Source organism: Pontiella desulfatans (genome assembly GCF_900890425.1).
Taxonomy (GTDB): Bacteria; Verrucomicrobiota; Kiritimatiellia; order Kiritimatiellales; family Pontiellaceae; genus Pontiella; species Pontiella desulfatans.
Genome location: NZ_CAAHFG010000001.1, coordinates 4,187,333 through 4,203,172, shown reverse-complemented (window position 1 = coordinate 4,203,172; position 15,840 = coordinate 4,187,333). Strand labels below are relative to the sequence as shown.

At 59.8% G+C, this 15,840-nt stretch carries 15 protein-coding genes; 11 read left to right on the top strand and 4 right to left on the bottom strand.

Going from position 1 to position 15,840, the window contains the following annotated elements:
- The first annotated feature begins 2 nt into the window (after nucleotides 1–2).
- The gene (locus E9954_RS14955; RefSeq protein WP_136079946.1) at nucleotides 3–626 is read left to right on the top strand and encodes a hypothetical protein; all 624 of its coding nucleotides are present in this window, start codon (nucleotides 3–5) and stop codon (nucleotides 624–626) included.
- On the opposite strand, the gene E9954_RS14950 is transcribed toward E9954_RS14955, so the two are convergent.
- Nucleotides 623–2,092, bottom strand: a complete 1,470-nt coding sequence (locus E9954_RS14950; protein ID WP_168442279.1) for an ATP-binding protein — start codon at nucleotides 2,090–2,092, stop codon at nucleotides 623–625. The two genes, E9954_RS14955 and E9954_RS14950, sit on opposite strands and share 4 nt — an antisense overlap.
- A 156-nt stretch (nucleotides 2,093–2,248) precedes the next feature.
- Complete coding sequence (locus E9954_RS14945; RefSeq protein WP_136079944.1) at nucleotides 2,249–2,923, bottom strand: response regulator transcription factor; 675 nt, start codon at nucleotides 2,921–2,923, stop codon at nucleotides 2,249–2,251.
- Nucleotides 2,924–3,149: 226 nt separating this feature from the next.
- Here E9954_RS14945 and E9954_RS14940 point away from each other — a divergent pair, with 226 nt between their 5' ends.
- The 3 genes from E9954_RS14940 to E9954_RS14930 all read left to right on the top strand — a co-directional run bounded on the left by E9954_RS14940 (nucleotide 3,150) and on the right by E9954_RS14930 (nucleotide 4,653).
- Complete coding sequence (locus E9954_RS14940; RefSeq protein WP_136079943.1) at nucleotides 3,150–3,563, top strand: hypothetical protein; 414 nt, start codon at nucleotides 3,150–3,152, stop codon at nucleotides 3,561–3,563.
- A gap of 6 nt (nucleotides 3,564–3,569) precedes the next feature.
- Nucleotides 3,570–3,962, top strand: a complete 393-nt coding sequence (locus E9954_RS14935; RefSeq protein WP_136079942.1) for a PaaX family transcriptional regulator C-terminal domain-containing protein — start codon at nucleotides 3,570–3,572, stop codon at nucleotides 3,960–3,962.
- A gap of 202 nt (nucleotides 3,963–4,164) precedes the next feature.
- Nucleotides 4,165–4,653, top strand: coding sequence for an EF-hand domain-containing protein (locus E9954_RS14930; RefSeq protein ID WP_136079941.1), 489 nt, complete (start codon nucleotides 4,165–4,167; stop codon nucleotides 4,651–4,653).
- 84 nt (nucleotides 4,654–4,737) lie between these two features.
- On the opposite strand, the gene E9954_RS14925 is transcribed toward E9954_RS14930, so the two are convergent.
- Both E9954_RS14925 and E9954_RS14920 read right to left on the bottom strand, forming a co-directional pair.
- Nucleotides 4,738–5,064: a rhodanese-like domain-containing protein gene (locus E9954_RS14925; RefSeq protein ID WP_222847190.1), complete on the bottom strand. Its 327-nt coding sequence runs from the start codon at nucleotides 5,062–5,064 to the stop codon at nucleotides 4,738–4,740.
- 24 nt (nucleotides 5,065–5,088) lie between these two features.
- Nucleotides 5,089–5,421, bottom strand: a complete 333-nt coding sequence (locus E9954_RS14920) for a hypothetical protein (RefSeq protein ID WP_136079940.1) — start codon at nucleotides 5,419–5,421, stop codon at nucleotides 5,089–5,091.
- 140 nt (nucleotides 5,422–5,561) lie between these two features.
- Here E9954_RS14920 and E9954_RS14915 point away from each other — a divergent pair, with 140 nt between their 5' ends.
- From E9954_RS14915 to E9954_RS14885, 7 genes are all read left to right on the top strand, one after another.
- Nucleotides 5,562–5,843 carry a 4Fe-4S dicluster domain-containing protein gene (locus tag E9954_RS14915; RefSeq protein WP_342793738.1) on the top strand — a complete coding sequence of 94 codons (282 nt, stop codon included), beginning with the start codon at nucleotides 5,562–5,564 and terminating at the stop codon, nucleotides 5,841–5,843.
- A 1-nt stretch (nucleotide 5,844) separates the two neighbouring features.
- Nucleotides 5,845–6,492 (top strand): ferric reductase-like transmembrane domain-containing protein, encoded by a 648-nt coding sequence (locus E9954_RS14910; protein ID WP_136079938.1) that lies wholly within the window; start codon nucleotides 5,845–5,847, stop codon nucleotides 6,490–6,492.
- Nucleotides 6,479–8,206: an FAD-dependent oxidoreductase gene (locus E9954_RS14905; RefSeq protein ID WP_222847189.1), complete on the top strand. Its 1,728-nt coding sequence runs from the start codon at nucleotides 6,479–6,481 to the stop codon at nucleotides 8,204–8,206. Before E9954_RS14910 ends, E9954_RS14905 begins: the two co-directional genes overlap by 14 nt.
- A gap of 14 nt (nucleotides 8,207–8,220) precedes the next feature.
- Nucleotides 8,221–8,931 (top strand): hypothetical protein, encoded by a 711-nt coding sequence (locus E9954_RS14900; RefSeq protein ID WP_136079937.1) that lies wholly within the window; start codon nucleotides 8,221–8,223, stop codon nucleotides 8,929–8,931.
- 132 nt (nucleotides 8,932–9,063) lie between these two features.
- On the top strand, nucleotides 9,064–13,953 hold the full coding sequence (locus tag E9954_RS14895) for a lamin tail domain-containing protein (RefSeq protein WP_136079936.1): 4,890 nt from the start codon (nucleotides 9,064–9,066) through the stop codon (nucleotides 13,951–13,953).
- A 333-nt stretch (nucleotides 13,954–14,286) separates the two neighbouring features.
- Nucleotides 14,287–15,114 (top strand): polyphosphate polymerase domain-containing protein, encoded by an 828-nt coding sequence (locus E9954_RS14890; RefSeq protein WP_136079935.1) that lies wholly within the window; start codon nucleotides 14,287–14,289, stop codon nucleotides 15,112–15,114.
- Nucleotides 15,115–15,126: 12 nt separating this feature from the next.
- On the top strand, nucleotides 15,127–15,828 hold the full coding sequence (locus tag E9954_RS14885) for a DUF4956 domain-containing protein (protein ID WP_136079934.1): 702 nt from the start codon (nucleotides 15,127–15,129) through the stop codon (nucleotides 15,826–15,828).
- The last annotated feature ends 12 nt before the right edge of the window (nucleotides 15,829–15,840 follow it).

Below are 15,840 nucleotides of genomic sequence, written 5' to 3'. Positions count from 1 at the left end.
TATTGTCGATAGCCCTGGTGCTGCTTGCCGGTTGCACCGCCTATCAGCCTGCCATCGTCGATGGCCGGAACATCGGCAATCCCAATGTCGGGTGGAACGGCTACTCGTTGCTGGTGCCGGAGGGGTTGGCCATTTTCAATCCAGCCATGGCCAACCTGGAATCGGCCCAGGTGAGCGACTTCCAACGATGGTACGCCGAAGAAGACCGCCGTGCGGCTTCGGTTTGGTATGCCGCCTTCACCGAGCGCTTTCTGTTCGAACATGGAACCGACTATTTCATTAGCTTCATCGCCGATACCTACGAACTGGGCGGCGGATGGGCATCCATCACTCCGATGGAAATGCAGTATGCCCTCCAGCAGGTCGCCCGCAGAAAGATGGTCGAGATCAACGATGACGCCGCCTTCAACGAGATCACGGAAATCAACGGCCATCGCGCGGTCCATGTGAGCGGCACCAGCCGCCCCTATTTCAAGAAGAATCCACTGCCGCTCGCCTACGAGGGCTACTTCATCCTGGGCTCCCTCCGCGAGGCCTTCTGGATCGAGGGCTTCGGGAACGAAACGTTTCGCGCCGACCTCAAGCTGAAAGTCCGCGAGGTCGTCGATGGCCTCACGATTCACTAGCGGCCGGGGTGGACCGGGAGGGTCAGCGTGAACGAGACCATGCCATCGTTGTAGGGGGCAAGCACGAGGTCGCCGCCGTGGGCGCGGGCAATCTCGCGGGCCAGGCTTAGGCCAAGGCCGGAGCCTGTGGTGGTGCGCGCCTTGTCAACGCGGTGGAAGCGGTCGAACAACAAGGGTTGGTCTTCATCCGGAATCGGAGGCGCGGTGTTGGCCAGGGTGAAGAGCGCCGAGCCGGCATCCTGTTTGAGCCCAAACACCACCCGCCCGTTCCCCGTGGCATACTTGGCCGCGTTCGAGATCATGTTCCGGATCGTTTGGTTGAGCAGGGCGGGATCGGCGGAAACAATGATCCCTTCTTCGATGCTCTTCTCGATTTCCAGACCGGGCGCCATGATTTCAATGTCCTCCACCGCGCTTTCAATCAGATCCCCAAGGTCGGTGGATTGTGGGTTGATGTTGAGCCGGCCTTCGTCGGCATGGGCGAGCAGGAGCAACTTTTGCACTACGGCCTTCAGGTTGCGCAGTTCATCGAGCAGCATGCTGTAGTTCTGCTGCTCGGTGGAACCGTCTTCCGAACTTTGGATGGCGTTGTCGAGCTCGCCCTGGAGAATGGTGAGCGGCGTTTGCAACTCGTGCGCAGCATCGGCACTGAAGCGCACCGCCTGGTTATAGCTCTTCTGCAAGCGGTCGAGCATGTTGTTGGAAACCGTCACGAGGCGTTCGAGCTCGATGTCGTTTCCAACCATCGGGATACGCTTGCCGAGGTCTTTGGCCGTGATGCCTTCCGCCGTGTCGGCAATGGCGGCGACGGGTTGCATGGCTCGGCCTGCCATGAACCAGCCCGCGATGCCCATCAGAATCAATCCGAGCGGGACGGCAATCATGAACGCGGTCCTGAAGCGGTTGATGTCCGAATAAAACTCGACCATGTCCATCGCCACATGCACCGTGAGATTGGGATCGCTGAACGTCCCGACGCGCCAGTTCCCGGAATCGGTTTCCATGGTCAGGAACGCCTGGGTGAAGGTGGGGGTTTCCGGTGCGCCATTGCGACGGAACCTGCCCCTCGGCGGGGAGCCGATTTCCTCGGCTTCATCCCGGTCCAGGTATCCATCATTGTTCCGGTCGGTTTCGAAGAAGACGTGCGGCGGGCCATCGAACTCCTCGAAGGAAACACGACCGTCTTGGTTCCGGTCGAGCCGGGTGTTGAAATGTTCGTCAATGCCGGGGCGTGGTTCCATTCGTTGCTCGGGAGGTTTGGGCCGCGGCAGGGTAGCCAGCTCCTTCGGCGCGTTTTTGGACTTGAACTGGATGCCGTCATCCATGCCGAGGACGAGCAAGGCCATGCGCGTAGCGCTGGTGTCGCCATAGATGAAGTTCAGCGACTTGTCGAAATCCTGCCAATGCTCGGGCGGCCGGGCCCCATGCAACGACGATTCCGCGAACGTGCGGATTTCCCGATCCATGCGATCCATCCCGGACTGGTAGACAAACGCAAAAAAAACCAGGCCGAATGCCGTTAGCAAGGCCCCGGAAACGGCGAACGATATAACAGCGATCTTGAATTTGAAGGAGATTCTCATGGTGCGTGGCGAATGCGGCGTGTCCCGTGGTTGTTCTGCCTATCCTTCCGCCTTGAACCGGTAGCCGACACCACGGACGGTTTCGATGAGGGAAGGGGTGTCGGGCGAATCGATCTTGCCGCGGACGCGGCGGATGTAGACATCGACCACGTTGGTCTGGGGATCAAAGTCGTAGCCCCAGACGTGCTCGAGCAACTGGGTGCGGGAATAGACCCGCCCGGGCGAACGCATCAGGAGTTCGAGCAGGTTGAATTCGCGGCTGGTCAGCTCGGGCGTTTCGCCTCCGCTCTTGACCACGCGGGTAATCAGGTTGAGCTCCAGGTCGCCGTGGTGCAGGACGCTGAGCTGGTCTCCCGAGGCGCGGCGGCTTACGGCAATGATCCGGGCGATGAGCTCCTCCATGAAGAAGGGTTTCGGAAGATAGTCGTCCGCGCCCATGTTGAGCCCTTCGACCCGTTCGTCGAGGCCACTGCGGGCGGTGAGCAAAATGACGGGGACCGTGTTCTTTTCCTCGCGCAGGGTGCGCAGGATGCTGAGCCCATCGCGGCCCGGCAACATGATGTCGAGCAGGATCACATCATACGATTCACCCGATGCGAGGTCATACCCCTCGTCCCCATCATGGCATGCATCGACCACGTAGCCCTGTTCCTTCAGCCCCTTCTGCACGAAGGAGGCAATCTTGCGGTCGTCCTCAACAATTAATACTTTCATGGTGCTTGGATACCACATCCGCCGGTTCGCCGACCATGGTTTATTCATTACAAAACTTTCATAATCCCGCGCCGGCTTCCCGTCGCGTTGGCCAGTACCCCGCTCCGCTTGAAGGTCGGTTCCCATCCCGTTCACCAAGCAAAGGGATGCTTCCGGACCCCACGGAAAAATTCACGATCGTGAACTTTTCCGTGGACTACATGCATGGGCTCGCTATACTTCCCGCATGAAATGGGCGACATTCCACCATCCGGATTTTTCCTTGCCGGTGATGCGCCGCAAGGCCGGCGAGGAGCTGGTCTCCTTGATTGGCGGCTCGGCGGCAATCATTCTATCCCGAGGGGCCAGTGAAGTTTATGGCCACTGCTACCCCAACCGAAAAGCCTATTATGCTTCGCTTGCCCGCTTGAGGGAAAGGGGACTGGTAGTCCAGTCCCGAACCGATGGGTCGATGCCGGGGCTGCGGCTGACCGATGCCGGAAGGGATCGGCTTCCACCCTATTATGATCCGCAGCGGTTCTGGAACCGGAAGTGGAACAAATGGTGGTATGTATTGATGTTCGATGTGCCCGAAAAAGACCGCGCCTACCGGGATGAGTTGAGGAGATTCCTGAAAAAGGAACGGTTGGGCTGTCTGTAGCGCAGTGTGTGGGTCACCCCGAGGGACATCCGGCCCGAATATGATGACCTCGACCGGGCGGCGGCCGTCGATAGTGTTGCGTTCCTCTTCGAATCGCGAACGGTGCTCGGCCATGGGAACCAGTCGGTGGTGGAGGCGGCTTGGAATTTCGACCGCATCAAGGATGTTCATCAACGCTACTGCGACTTCGTGAACGAGAATCTGGCCTTCTTGGATCGTGCGGGATTTTCGGACGAAGAACTGGTTCGGCTGCTGAGAATGGAAGACCAAGCCTATGGCCAGTCCATGGCGCTCGATCCGCTGCTTCCGGCTGAATTATTGCCCAATGGCTATGCCGGCAGTCAGGTTTTTGCGCTGCACCAGGAATTGATCCAGCGTATCGCAACAAGATTTCAATGAGACCGGACCCCACGGAAAAATTCACGATCGTGAACTTTTCCGTGGGGTCCGGTTGTCGGTTCCGGGGGCTGGCGCACGGGTGGGGGCGTGCCGGTCTCCTGTTCAAAATGACAAACAATTCATTCCCGCCCATGCCTGCGTGTCATTTTCATCTGTTCGAATCGTTGGCGTCATCAGGAACAACCAACCCAAGGAGACCCTCATGAAGACACAACTCGCAATTCTAGTCCTGCTTGCTGCAGGAACCGCCATGGCCCAGCGCAACGGAGGAAACGGAAACCGGCAACAATCCAGCGGCGCCGATTTTGTGACGCGGTTGGACAAGGATAACGACGGGAAGATTTCATCGGACGAGTTCGATGGTCCGTCGGAACACTTCACCCAGCTCGACACGAATGGCGATGGCTATATCGGCACCGATGAAGCCCCCCAAGGGCGTCCGCCCAGGCAAGAAGGACAACAGCAGGGACAACAGCAGGGACAACAGCAGGGACAGCAGCAGGGACAGCAGCAGGGCGAGAAGCAGGGCGGCGATTTTGTGACGCGCCTGGATAAGGATAGCGACGGCAAGGTTTCCAAGGATGAGTTCGACGGTCCTGCGGAAATTTTCAGCGAACTCGATAAAAACAGCGATGGATACCTGAGTTCGGACGAAGCGCCTTCCGGCCCGCCGCCGCGGCAACGACGTTAGCAACACCGGCCGCCCGGGGATGCCTCCCTTCCCGCCCCCCTAGTCTCCGGGCGGCCACCTTTTGCCGATGGGCCAGCCGATCGGCTAATGGCTGAGCTGGTGAAGCATGTGGTGATAGGTTCGTCCGTTGGTTACCCGGGTGTAGCCCATTTTTTCAAGCACGCCGCGTGCAACGGCCGCCCGGGCGCCGCTGTGGCAGTAGACGATGATCAGGGCATCTTTTGCAGGCACCACCTTCCCGACGCTTTCTTTGATGTTGGTATGCGGAATATTAATGGAACCCTCAATGTGGCCATTGGCATATTCCGCCGGGCTGCGCACATCGAGCACGCGCGCACCTTCATCCATCAGCTTTTTGAGATCCACGTCGGGAGCGGCGAAACTCTTGAAAAAATTGGATAAAAAACCCATCTTAAACACCTATCCTCTCTCTAATTACAATCTGAACGTCTCGAGCTGCACCTCTTCGGATTCCCCCGAGCCGTAGTAGTCGCGGTCTTCGCACATCGGGCAGACCCCGGCCTGTGTTTTTTCCTCCAAGGTTTCTTCGAGGGGGGCATCGCAGTCGGGGCAGCATTTGCCTTCGATCCGTTCCTCCAGCGCGGGGACGTCCCCGAGGGGGAGGGAGAAGATTGCGCCGCAGTCGTTGCATTCGTAAAGCTTGTCGGCATCGGCGTCCTCCTGGATTCCGGTGTAGCCGAAAAACTCGGTGTCGCAGTTTCTGCAGGTGAGTTCCCTCTTTCTGACGCGTACGTTTTTTATCTCCATGGCCATTCTCCAAGGCGTGATCGTTTGCCTGTTCCAATTCCGGGACACTAGTGCATCGGGCGGGAGAAATAAAGCCATGGTTCACCAAAGCGGCATCCGTTCCCAGGGGATGCGGAATATGACAACTAATTCATTGGCCCATGCCGCGCCTTGTCATCTTCGTCTGTTCCAATGGGCAGCATCCTAAGGGAAAAACGGAGCTGATTATGGGAATTGAACGAATCGATGGATGTACCGGCTGCGGGACCTGTGTTCCAACATGTCCGACCGATGTATTGCGAATGAATGCCAAAACAAAAAAAGCCGAGATCCGCTATCCGCAGGATTGCCAGGTCTGCCGCCTCTGCCAGCAATACTGCCCGGTGGATGCCATAACCATTTCGGACGGAAGAGCCATTCCGGCCATAACCGCATGGGGATAATATGATGAATAAATGGATTTTCGCGTCGCTGTATCTGCTCTTCTTTGCCTGGGCCCCGGTCTATCTGGCCCTGACGCAGGAGGTTCCAACACGGTTTACCTATCAGCATGTCGTATTGCTGGTGAGTCTATCCGGTTTCGGCTCGCTGCTCGGCTTGTTCTGGCTATCGCGCCTGTTGCCGCGCAACGCGGTTCAGATGCGTTATTCCAGCACCCTGCGCTGGCATAAATACATCGGCTACGCCGCCGGGGGCGTCATGCTGCTGCATCCGTTTCTGATGGTTGCCCGCCGCCTCTGGGTGGAGGAGTCCAACCCGGTTGGCAACTTCATGCTGATGCTTCGTTCCCCCCTGCTGCTGACCGGAATCATTGCCTGGTGCTTGCTACTGGTGATCGTGGTGGTGGCGTTGGTCCGGAAAAAGCTTCCGGCCAACGTGTTCCGCCATGTGCATGGCCTGTTGTCCATCGGTTTCGTTGGCCTGGCCACCTGGCATGTCATAACGGTTGGGCGGCACAGCAGCCCGGCCATGTCGGGATTCTGGATCGTACTGGCCAGCGGCGCCGTCGGGGCGCTGCTTTGGTCCTACAGGCCCGTGCGCAAGAAAGCCAAACTAAATATCTACGAAGGAACTGCCAATGAATCCGCTTAGCACCACGTTCAAGCGCCGGGGCTTCATGGGAGCCGTCGGCGGTTCTTGCGCCGTCATCGGCGCCGCCGCCCTCGCGCAACAGGAAAAACCGTCGCAGGGCGGGGGACGTCCACCGATGCCCTCCGGGCAACGCAGCCAGCCGAAGAAAAACGCGGTGGAAGGAAAAATGAACCAGGTCACGACCGATGTACTGGTCGTTGGCGGCGGCATGGCCGGGGTTTTCGCGGCGGTCAAGGCGCACGACAACGGCGCCCAGGTGCTGCTGGTCGACAAGGGTGCCGTCGGTCGCTCCGGCCAGACGCCGTTTGCCCGCGGGATTTTCCGCTTCGACGAAAAGGATGGCATCAGCCGGGCCGACTATCTCCGGCAGACCGCCGAAGCGGCGGAGCAGATGAACAATCCCGTCTACACCGAACTGCTGCTCGATCAGTCGGCCACTGTGGTCGATGAACTGGAATCCTGGGGCTTCTTCAAGGAAGCCACCTATGCCAAAGCCATGAATCATCCGCTCAGGGAACGGAACATTCCGGTGATCGAGCGCGTCGTGCTCACCCACCTGTTGGAAGACGGCGGAAAAGTGGTGGGAGCCATGGGCCTGTTTATCGATAAAAACGAGTCCATCGCCATTCATGCCAAAAGCGTCATTCTCTGCACCGGCGCCAGCGGCTTCAAACCGACCGGCTGGCAGATCGGTTCGCTTACGTCCGACGGCGACGCGATGGCCTATCGCATCGGCGCGGAAATCAGCGGCAAGGAGTGGGTGGATGGACACGGCATGACCAATTTTGGCCTTGAAGGCCTGCCTAAAACCACCTGCGCCACCACGCAGGAGATCCGCGGCATGCTCGGGGTCGAGCAGAATATTGAAGTTGAAAAGAGCGGCCCCTCTACCGGTGGCATGATGGGCCCGCCACCCGGCGGCGGTGGTCACGGTGGTGATCGACGCGGTCCGCCTCCGGGCGGCGAACGAATGGCCGGCGGGCCGGGAGGCCCTCCCGGCGGCAGCCGGAAAGGCGGCGGACCTCCCGGGGGCGGCAGCGGTAAAGGCCCGACCATGAGCGGCGGTGTGTCGGCCGGTATGTCGCAGCATAAGGCGGAAGGACTTTTTCCGCAGGACGACAAATGCTCTTCCAACATTCCCGGCCTTTATGCCGCCGGCGATTCGCTCTGTTCGATGCAGAACGGCGGGATCTACACGCAGGTCGGATCCTCGCTGGCGGGCTCCGGCGCACAGGGCGCGCTCGCCGGGAAAGCGGCCGCCGATTATGCCAAAGGCCGCGAGCTCGTCAAAGCCAGCGATGCCGTGCTGAAAACAGTTAATACCGAAATCTATGCGCCCTACCTGCGCCAAGGCGGCTTTTCGCCACAGTGGGTTACGCAGACGTTGCAGAGCGTGATGATTCCCAACTTTATCCTCTACGTAAAAGACGAAGCGCGAATGCTCGCCGCGCTCACCTACATCGAATATCTGCGCGACCACCAGGTGCCGTTGCTCATGGCCGACGATCTGCATGAACTGCGGCAGTGCCACGAGACCGCAAACATGGTGCTGAATGCCGAGATGAAGCTGCGCGCCTCGCTGATGCGCACCGAATCGCGCGGGAGCCACTACCGCGAGGACTATCCCGAGCGCAACGATAACGACTGGCTTTGCTGGATCAAGATCCGCCAAGCCGCCGACGGCGGCATGGAGCTGCTCAAGCATCCTGTTTGAACCGGAGAGTGAACATGAAAAAGTTGATTGCCTTGAGCTGTCTAATCGCGTCCGCAACCGCATCCGGCGTGGGGGAGTTGCACACGTTTACGCTCCATGACGGCACTGCGTTCAATGCCGTGGTGGTCTCATGCGATAGCCGGGAGGAGTCGGTTGTGCTGGTCAAGGATGATGGCAGTACCGTTGAGTCCGGCCTTTCCGGGTTTTGCGCCGCCGACCGGACTTATCTGAGGCAGTGGGAACTATGCGATCTGTTCATGGCGCCGACGCGGTTTGTGGTGGTGCCCACGTATTCCGTCGACCGCCGGTGGCTGGGCGAGGGGGAGGATGGGCCGCAGGCCGACGATCCGGAGATGGTTGCCGGTGTCAGCGAGCATCGGTATTACCTCACGCTCTATAACCTGGGCGGCGTGGCCCTGGAAAACCTAACGGTGGACTACCAGGTTTGCTATTCACAGAAATGTTCCGCAACCCACGCGGTTTCGCTTTCGCCGCAAGCGCCCTCCCCGGCGGAAGAAGAGGGGCAGGTGGCGGCAACCCATGCCATTGCTGGAACCTTGCGCGTTGCCCGTCTGGAGGCGGGGGGCTGGAAGTTGTATTTAACCGATCCCGTTTCCCTGGCTGATGCCAATGGCGAATTTTCCTCCGGTGTCATACGGATTACGCTCGGAATGGAAACCCCGGACGGGAGACGCCTCAGCAGGCCGATTGTGTTGCCGAGATGATCCGCGATCGTGGCCGGTGCGGGGTAGGCAAGACAAATATCATTACAAAAAATTCATGATAACGGTGAAGGGGTTGTCATTTTTCGCATTTAGGTTTCCTAACAAATTTCTAACAAAAGAAGGACGGTACAGATGGTGGGTTTGGATTTATTCCCTTTTCCGGGGGTGCGGAAGGTCGGGGCGGTTGCCGCGTTCGTATGCCTGATGATGGTTGGCGGTAGCTTTGGCCAGGTGGTCATCAGCGAGTTCATGGCCAAGAACGACAAGACGCTGATCGATGGCGACGGCAACTATTCCGACTGGATCGAACTCCATAACCTGGGCGACGACCCCGTCGATCTCACGGGGTGGTATCTCTCCGACGACACCAACAACCTGACCCAATGGGTATTCCCTTCCAAAAGCATCGCGGCAGGCGAGTTCCTGGTGGTGTTTGCCTCGGGGCAGGAAACCGCCGGCTACACCGACAGCCTCGGCTACCTGCATACGACCTTCAAGCTCAGCGGCGACGGCGAGGATGTTGTTCTGACCGAGTCCGACGGCATGACGGTTGCTGATGCCTTCTATAATTATCCGGAGCAGGACGACGACATTTCCTACGGACTGGATCAGGAATCCGGCACATCGTTTCTCATTGCCGAAGGCGAGGATGCGAGGGCGATTGCCGGTTCGTCGGAACCTTCGGCAAGCTGGAAGGCGGCCGGATTCGACGATTCGGGCTGGAGCTCGGGCCAGACCGGAGTCGGATACGACACGGGATCAACCTATGGCTCCCTGATCGGGTTGGATCTTGAATCGAGCATGGTTGTCAATTCGCGCCCGCCGACCTACCGCAGCTCGGCCTACATCCGGGTGGGCTTCACCGTGGCTGATGCCGCGGCCTTTGACCAGCTGACCTTGCGCATGAAGTACGACGATGGCTTCGTGGCCTACATCAACGGCACGGAAGTGGCCTCGGCCAACGCGCCGGCCTCCCCGGTCTATTCCTCCTCCGCCACGGCCGAGCACGGCGGCACGGCCTATGAGGACTTTTCCCTCTTGAATGCGGGGAATTATCTGGTGACCGGCCAGAATGTTTTGGCCATCCACGGACTGGCCTATCCCACCGTGATGGGGCCGCCGGGAATGGGGACCACGGCTGATTTCTTCATCATGCCGGAGCTCAACGGCCTATCCGCCGGGCAGATCTACACGAATACCGCCGTCTATCTCCCGACGCCCACGCCCGGCGCAAACAATGTGTCGGGGGTGCTCGGCTATGTGGGCGACACCTCGTTCAGCGTCGATCGCGGGTTCTATTCCAATGCGTTCGATGTGGCGATCAGCTGCAAAACCGAAGGCGCCCAAATCTACTACACGATCGATGGCACCACCCCTTCCGCCGACAACGGCACGCTTTACACGACGCCCGTCACGATCAACAAAACCACCGTGCTGCGCGCCGCCGCAACCAAAGCTAACTACCAATCCAGTGATGTAGACTCGCAGACCTATCTCTTCCTCGACGACATCATTGCCCAGGGCACGAGCGTCAGCGGGCTCGATCCCTACTTCCCGCCGAGCGCGGTCAACGGACAGGGCTTCGATTACGGCATGGATACGGACATTACGCAGAGTGCAACCTATTCCGGCGAAATCAAATCGGCGCTGAAGGCCATTCCAACCATCTCGCTCGTGACGGATCCGGCCAACCTGTTTGATTCCTCGTCCGGCATCTACGTCAACGCCAGCCAGGAAGGCGAGGCGTGGGAGCGCGAAACCTCCATCGAGCTGATCAACCCCGACGGCACGGACGGCTTCCAGATTAACGGCGGCATCCGCATCCGTGGGGCATCGAGCACGTCGTCGGGCAACCCGAAGCACTCCTTCCGCTTGTTCTTCCGTTCGGAATACGGGACATCGCGCCTGAATTATCCCCTGTTCGGCGATGAGGGCGTGGACAGCTTCAAGCGCATGGATCTGCGCACGGGGCAGAATTTTTCGTGGGCGAACCAGACCCCGCAGTATGCCACCTGGCTCTACGACATCTTCACCCGCGACACCCACCGCGACATGAACCAGCCCTATACCGCCGGCGAATACTACCACCTCTACATCAACGGCATGTACTGGGGCCTCTACCAGACCGAAGAGCGTTGCGAGTCGAATTATGCCGAATCGTATTTCGGCGGGGACGACGACGATTATGATGCCGTGAAGGCCAATGCCGACTCGGGCGACATCTATGCGGTCGACGGCACACGCGCTGCCTACGATTCACTCTGGGCCGGAGCGTATGGCGGTGTCAGTGCCAACGCCTCCTATTTCGCCCTCCAGGGCATGAACGCCGACGGAACGGAAAACAGCAGCTACACCAAACTGCTGGATGTGGATAACGTGATTGACTATATGCTGCTTGTTTACTTCACCGCGAACCGCGACTCGCCGGTGGGTCCTCCCATGAACAGCCCAACCATGCCGCGCAACCTTACCGCCATCTATAACCGCGAAAACCCGGACGGCTTCAAGTTTGTTGCCCACGACAACGAGCACTCACTGGAAGTCAGCCAAGGCGTCAGCCAAAACCGTTTCAGCGTTAGTCTGAGCAGTTCCTTCGATGCGGTGGATCGGTTTAATCCATGGTCGCTGAACCTGAAGCTGATGAATAACGCCGAATACAAACTCCGCTTCGCCGACCATGTGCATGAATATTTCTTCAATGGCGGCCTGCTGACCTCCGAGGTCTGTGCAAACCGGATGGAAGCGCGCCGGGATGAAATCTACAGCGCGGTCGTTGCGGAGTCCGCGCGCTGGGGGGATAGCAAGGGAACGCTTCGCACTCGCGACGGCGACTGGCTGGGCACGGTGAACTGGCTGCTCAACAGCTACTTCCGCGCCTCGCCGACTACCCGCTCCGACACCGTGCTGGCCCAGATCGTGGCGAAGGGCTGGTATCCGACGGTGGCGGCCCCCGTCTTCAGCCAGCACGGTGGCGCCATCGCTTCCGGCTTCCCGCTCTCCATCTCCGGCAGCGGCACCATCTACTACACCACCGACGGCTCCGATCCGCGCGCCGTCGGCGGCGCGGTCGCCGGGACGGCCTACGGCTCCGCCATCACGCTCAACCGCTCCGCGCAGGTCAAGGCGCGTTGCTTGAGCGGCGGAACCTGGAGCGCGCTCACCAAAGCCACGTTCGTCGTCAACGAAGCATCGCCGCTGCGCGTTACCGAAATCATGTACCACCCGGACGATACGGCAGTGGATGCGGAGTTCATCGAAATTCTGAATACCGGCACCGAAACGGTCGGCCTGGCCGGAACCGAATTCACCGACGGTGTTCTGTTCGACTTCACCGACGGCGCCGTGGCCGCGCTCGCCCCCGGCGACTACGCCGTGCTGGTGAACGACTACGACGCCTTCACCAACCGCTATTCCAACTGGGCGTCCATCAACGTTGCCGGCGTCTACCATGGTAAATTCTTCATCCCGACCGCCGCGCTGGATAACGGCGGCGAGGACATTGCGCTGGTGGACGGACTCGGAAACACGATCCTCGATTTTGGGTATAACGACTGGTACGAGGCCACCGACGGCGAAGGTTTCTCGCTGACGCTGATCGATCCGTACGCGGCAACCAACACCTGGGGCGACAGCGCCTCATGGCGGCCAAGTAAATATGCCGGCGGAACGCCCGGCGCAGGGCCGGTGGATTTCCTGGCCCCGGACGACCTGCTGATCAACGAGGCGCTGACCCACCAGGACGCCGATACGCCCGGCGACTGGGTCGAGCTGTACAACAGCTCCACCAACACCCTCGACATCAACGGCTGGTTCCTCAGCGACGACGAATACGACTTGGCGAAGGTTGAGCTGGGCGGCTTGCAGGCCATCGCACCCGGCGGCTATCTGGTGCTGACCGAAGCCTCGCATTTCGGAACCACCGTGGCCGGAACCAACGGTTTCGCGCTCAGCGAGCTGGGCGACGAAATCTATCTCTCCTCCGGCGAAGGCGGCGAACTGACCGGCTACTGGGTCGGGGAAAGCTTCGGCGCCGCCGAGCGCGATGTCACCTTCGGGCGCCATGTGAAGAGCGACGGCTCCGCCGACTTCACTGCGCAGAGCGCGCAGACGCCCGGCGCGGCCAACGCCTATCCGTTGGTCGGCGAGGTGGTCGTTGCCGAAATCATGTACCACCCGGCCGACAGCAACGCGTTCGAATTCATCGAGTTGTTCAATGCGGGAACCGCCTCCGTTCCGCTCTACAACACAACCAACACCTGGCGGCTCGAAGGGGCGGTGGAGTTTGCCTTCCCGGACGGTCTGGTGCTGGGCGCCGGGCAATGCCTGATTGTTTCCGAAACCGACGAGGCGACCTTCCGCAGCTACTATCCGGTCGATGCCGGCACCACGGTGCTTGGCCCCTACGACGGGCAGCTCAACAACGATGGCGAAGACCTCGAACTCACGCGCCCCGGCGACCCGGAGGAACTGACCGGCGAGGTGCCCTACATCGTCGTCGAGCGGGTCGAATACAACGATGCCTCCCCGTGGCCGACCCATGCCGACGGCCTCGGTTCGTCCCTCGAACGCACCGCTGCCTCGCTCTACCCGAACGACGCCGCCAACTGGACGGCCGACGCAACGCCTTCCCCGGGAACCGCCGCTTCCGGCGATTCCGACAACCTGCCGGACGACTGGGAGCTGGACTATTTCGGTTCCATCAACGCGGAACACGGCGGGGAAGCGGACGACTGGGACCTCGACGGCGCCTCCAACTACAACGAATGGCGCGCCGGAACCGACCCGACCAATGCGGCGTCCACCTTCCAGTTCGAATCATTGGAAACGTCCGGCAATTCCGTCTTTACCTGGCAGAGTGCCACCGGCAAAACCTATTCGCTGTGGGTCTGCACCAACCTGGTCGCCGGAGACTTCGAGCTTTCCGCTTCGCCCATTCCTTCGACGCCCCCCCTGAACACCTACACCACCGGGGTGGACGATGCGGAATGCGCCTACTACCAACTTCAGGTGGAGGATGAATAGGCCGCGGCGAAGTGGCCTGTTGCTTCCTTCCCTGGATGGGCTGTTCATGCGAATGAAGCTAACTGGTTAACTTGGGTTGGGATTCGTTCGGCAACTCCGCTCTGGCAAAAAGGGCGTTATCCATCATTGAAACGGATGGTGGACAGGCTTGCCTTGGAATGGTTAAATCCGTTCTTGAATCATGTTGGATAATAGGCGATGTGCGTGGGTGTGCGGCGAGAATCGGGTTTATGACGATTGTTTCATTGGCGGCCATGCCGCCGTGTCATTCTTACCGGTTTCAATGGAGCCATCAAAACAAAGGAACCGGCAAGGACGGGCGATAGCGTAACCATGGTGGGTGTTAATAAATCGAGAACGGCGGCAGCGGACTTTTCCACTGAACTGGACCGCTTTGAGGCGAAGTACATCATTCCGCGCCAGCTGGTGGAGCCGATCAAGGCCTTCATCCGCCCCTATTGCACGATGGACAAACATTGCGCGGCGGCCGGCGGGCAATATTTCATCAACACCCTGCAGATGGATAACGAGGCGCTTTCGCTCCACTATGCCAAGGAATGGGAGGCGGCGCACCGGTTCAAGCTGCGGGTGCGCACCTACGGAAAGCCACCGGGCCAGGCGCCGGTGTTCCTCGAAATCAAACGCAAATATTTCGAACGCGTCATCAAGTCGAGGGCGTGCATTCCGTTCGATGAATGGAAGCCCGGCATCTTGAAAAAGCATGCCGATGAACTGAACCTTAAATCGGTGAAGGAGCGCGAGGCGTTCCGCGAATTCGTCCGTCTTGCCGAAGAGATCGATGCGCGCCCGCTGGTGTATGTCCGTTATTGCCGCGAAGCCTTCACCGGCATCTTCGACCACTACGCGCGCATCACCTTCGATTCCCAGCTCTGCTACCAGCCTGTGTTCGATATGTACAACTGGGGCGGGGACGGCCGCTTTATTTCGATGGACAGCGGGCTGGTGCGCCACCGCCGCGAGTCGTCGCTCGTGCTGGAGGTCAAGTGCACCGAGCAGGTGCCCACCTGGATGGTGGAGCTGGTGCAGGAGTTCGATCTGATCCGGTGCGGCAATTGCAAATATTCCACCGCCATCTGGATGGAAAACCTTTTGATCGGAAAAGGGGAGGCCCCCTTTTCCGACCAGTTTATGTATGACTAATTAAGGAGTACTATGGATACAAGTGGATTGGCCGACCTGTTGGCCGCGGCCGGAAGCGGGCAGAGCCTGAGCCTGCAGCATGTCATCTCCGCGATGCTGCTGAGCTTTGTGCTGTGCTCCGTGATTGCGAAACTCTACCAGCTGACGTTCCAGTCGCTCTCCTATTCCCGCTCGTTCGTGCACACGCTGATTCTCGGCGGCATGATCGTGTGCATGGTGATGATGTCGATGGGCGACAGCGTTGCGCGGGGGATCGGGGTGCTCGGCGCGCTTTCGCTGATCCGCTTCCGCACCGTGGTGCGCGACCCGCGCGACATGATGTTCCTGTTCGCGGCGCTCGGGCTGGGCATTGCCTGCGGCGCGGGCATGTTTGCCGTGGCGGTGACGGGATGCGTGCTGCTCAGCTCCGTGATCGTGCTGCTGCACTGGGCGCCGTTCGCCACGCGCCGCCGCTACGAGGCGATGCTGCGCTTCCTGGTTGAAGCCGACAACGATGCCGCCCGCACCGAGGTGGACGCCGTGCTGGCCGAATGCTGCTCCGCCTACATGCTGCTCGCCATGCGCGAAGCCGTGCAGGGCGACCTGCTCGAATATTCCTACCAGGTCCGGCTGATCGATCCTTCCTACCAGGTCGACATCGTCAAGAAGCTCGAAGCGCTCGACTCGATCGCGGAAGTCAATCTCGTCATGCAACGCACGACCGTGGAACTTTAAGCAGGGGGATGC

Excerpts from the sequence above, each read along its gene's own strand:
- E9954_RS14950 (WP_168442279.1), bottom strand. The coding sequence starts at position 2,092 with ATGGATCGGGAAATCCGCACGTTCGCGGAATCGTCGTTGCATGGGGCC.
- E9954_RS14945 (WP_136079944.1), bottom strand. The coding sequence starts at position 2,923 with ATGAAAGTATTAATTGTTGAGGACGACCGCAAGATTGCCTCCTTCGTG.
- E9954_RS14940 (WP_136079943.1), top strand. The coding sequence starts at position 3,150 with ATGAAATGGGCGACATTCCACCATCCGGATTTTTCCTTGCCGGTGATG.
- E9954_RS14930 (WP_136079941.1), top strand. The coding sequence starts at position 4,165 with ATGAAGACACAACTCGCAATTCTAGTCCTGCTTGCTGCAGGAACCGCC.
- E9954_RS14925 (WP_222847190.1), bottom strand. The coding sequence starts at position 5,064 with ATGGGTTTTTTATCCAATTTTTTCAAGAGTTTCGCCGCTCCCGACGTG.
- E9954_RS14920 (WP_136079940.1), bottom strand. The coding sequence starts at position 5,421 with ATGGAGATAAAAAACGTACGCGTCAGAAAGAGGGAACTCACCTGCAGA.
- E9954_RS14915 (WP_342793738.1), top strand. The coding sequence starts at position 5,562 with ATGCCGCGCCTTGTCATCTTCGTCTGTTCCAATGGGCAGCATCCTAAG.
- E9954_RS14910 (WP_136079938.1), top strand. The coding sequence starts at position 5,845 with ATGATGAATAAATGGATTTTCGCGTCGCTGTATCTGCTCTTCTTTGCC.
- E9954_RS14905 (WP_222847189.1), top strand. The coding sequence starts at position 6,479 with ATGAATCCGCTTAGCACCACGTTCAAGCGCCGGGGCTTCATGGGAGCC.
- E9954_RS14900 (WP_136079937.1), top strand. The coding sequence starts at position 8,221 with ATGAAAAAGTTGATTGCCTTGAGCTGTCTAATCGCGTCCGCAACCGCA.
- E9954_RS14895 (WP_136079936.1), top strand. The coding sequence starts at position 9,064 with ATGGTGGGTTTGGATTTATTCCCTTTTCCGGGGGTGCGGAAGGTCGGG.
- E9954_RS14890 (WP_136079935.1), top strand. The coding sequence starts at position 14,287 with ATGGTGGGTGTTAATAAATCGAGAACGGCGGCAGCGGACTTTTCCACT.
- E9954_RS14885 (WP_136079934.1), top strand. The coding sequence starts at position 15,127 with ATGGATACAAGTGGATTGGCCGACCTGTTGGCCGCGGCCGGAAGCGGG.